The sequence below is a fragment of the Pseudomonas sp. MWU16-30323 genome, assembly GCF_020515595.1.
Lineage (GTDB): Bacteria > Pseudomonadota > Gammaproteobacteria > Pseudomonadales > Pseudomonadaceae > Aquipseudomonas > Aquipseudomonas yamanorum.
In genome coordinates this window covers 1-2012 of sequence record NZ_JAIWYM010000070.1, presented here as the reverse complement: position 1 = coordinate 2012, position 2012 = coordinate 1, and the positions used below count along the sequence as shown (strand labels likewise).

The 2012-nt window shown below is 53.0% G+C and carries 4 protein-coding genes and 1 pseudogene; all 5 read left to right on the top strand.

Going from position 1 to position 2012, the window contains the following annotated elements:
- On the top strand, positions 1-601 hold a 601-nt coding region (locus tag LIY45_RS30430; protein ID WP_226478690.1), incomplete at its 5' end, for an S-type pyocin domain-containing protein.
- A complete protein-coding gene (locus LIY45_RS30425) occupies positions 601-1086 on the top strand; it encodes a DUF6392 family protein (RefSeq protein ID WP_226478688.1) in 486 nt (161 codons plus the stop codon). The genes LIY45_RS30430 and LIY45_RS30425, both read left to right, overlap by 1 nt.
- Positions 1070-1324 carry a bacteriocin immunity protein gene (locus LIY45_RS30420; RefSeq protein WP_226478694.1) on the top strand — a complete coding sequence of 85 codons (255 nt, stop codon included), beginning with the start codon at positions 1070-1072 and terminating at the stop codon, positions 1322-1324. Before LIY45_RS30425 ends, LIY45_RS30420 begins: the two co-directional genes overlap by 17 nt.
- 89 nt (positions 1325-1413) lie before the next feature.
- Positions 1414-1689 (top strand): bacteriocin immunity protein, encoded by a 276-nt coding sequence (locus LIY45_RS30415; RefSeq protein WP_226478687.1) that lies wholly within the window; start codon positions 1414-1416, stop codon positions 1687-1689.
- A gap of 94 nt (positions 1690-1783) precedes the next feature.
- Positions 1784-2012 (top strand): annotated as a pseudogene (locus LIY45_RS30410) (EscU/YscU/HrcU family type III secretion system export apparatus switch protein); the annotation flags it as partial.

Genomic DNA, 2012 nt, shown 5'->3' with positions numbered 1-2012 from the left:
TAACGGCCCGGTGGTGAATGCGCCGATGCCTTATCCGGGCACGCCCGAAAGGTTGGATAACCTGTTGGTGCATCCTATTCCGATGGGGCAGGAGACGGGGATTACGCACTATCCGGGGCCGGATGCCGAGGACGTTACCTGGCGGGATACGATCATCACGTTTCCTGCCGATTCGGGTGTGTCGCCGTTGTATTTGGTGTTTGCCAAGCCGGCGGTGAAGCCGTTGGAGGTAGATGCTTACGGTGCATTCAGTGGGCGGCCAAGAAACGGTTTGCATGTAGATCACATGCCGTCTCAGGCCGCCTTGAAGCGTTATTTGGAAGCAAAAGCAGATCTTGATGATGATGAAATCGAAGCATTAATGAGGAGTGTTGGCTGCATCGCTATTCCTGCACGGGTTCATCAAAGGTATAGCGAGACATATGGTGGTAGAAATACTAAGGCCAGGCAGCGTCTGGACGCCGGCGATCTGCGGGGAGCTGTTGAGAGTAATTTCGATGCAATAAAGCCTTACCTGTTAGAGGAGGGGCACTCGGAGTCTGAACTTGAGGGCGCGCGTGCCAACATGCACAAAGTAAATGAAGATCAGGGGTGGTACTGATGGACTCTTTCACAATAAACGGCTGGCTGGCAGGGCTTGGTCGCACCTATGGTGAGCTTGTCAGCGAAGGTACGATTCTTAACCTTCCGTTGAAGTCAATGTTTGACACGTCTGACAATGAGGACTTGCTTCAGAATCCCGCAGCTGGCGTGAAGCTATGGTTTTGGGCTGATTCCAGGCGCTTGAAAAAAGTAATGATCACGTTGATCCAAACAGTCGGCCAGCCGGTCTATACAGGGCAATTGCCTGAACCGTTCGCGCTGCATATGGACCGGGGTTCCGTGCGTAACTTTCTCGGGGAACCGAATGAGTCGAAACTCCCTGTCAAACTTCCCGGTGGTCTTGGTATGCGAAGTGGTTCGGATACTTATTATCTGACTCAAAAGGCTTTTTCTAACGTTAAGGTGACGCTCAGCTACCTCGAAAACTTGTCCGTGAACAACATTAGCTTTTCCCTGATCAAGGAGACTGGCAAATATTACTGATTACACAGAAGAAGAATTTGTAAGCCTTATCAATCAAATACTAATCGCCAACAAGGGTGGGACTGATGCCGACCTGGGTGGATTGATTGAGCAATTTCGGCAGATCTCTGGGCACCCGGATGGTTCTGACTTAATTTTCTACCCTGAACCAAGTGACGATAGCTCTGCCGAAGGAGTTGCTCTGACAGTGAAGGCGTGGCGTGCTGCTCAGGGTTTGCCGGGCTTTAGAGATGCCTAACTCCCCTGCCTTCAAGTTATGGCATGTAGGAACGACGGTCATGCACAGATACTTATGCATCGGAGGAGTCGGGTATAGGGCGGGCAGACATGGCGGATGCACAAGTCAAACATAACTTCTCCGAGTACACCGAGGCCGAATTCGTCGAGCTGTTGGAAGCGCTTTGCAGGGAAGATCGAGAGGCTGATAACGATGATCGTGCTGACTTGCTTTTGTTGCACTTTGAGAAAGTTAGTGGGCATCCCGCAGGCTCAGATTTGATCTATTTCCCGGAACCCGGAGCAGATAGTTCACCGGAAGGAGTGATGCAGATTGTGAAAGACTGGCGTGCAGCCCATGGCATGCCGGGCTTCAAAGATGCTTGATACCCCCACACTGTAGGAGCGAGCTAGCTCGCGAAGTTCGTTAACGATAACGCGTGCTTGCTGGGTAAACGCGGCGCCCTTGAGTTTTTCGCGAGCAATCATCCACAGCGTGCAAGTGGTGGTCTGGAGTTCGCTGTGGATGGCTTGTGGGTTGATCATCATTGCCGCAGTGGATGCGCCGATCCAGCTGTGGGAGAGCCACAAGAAACCGCTGATGATCAAGCAGGAAGTGCGCGACGAGCACAGGGACCAGGAAGGCCGGCCCGAGGTCAAGCAGCGGATCCGCCAGTACCGCGCGGGCAAGGGCAAGCGGCCGGATCCGC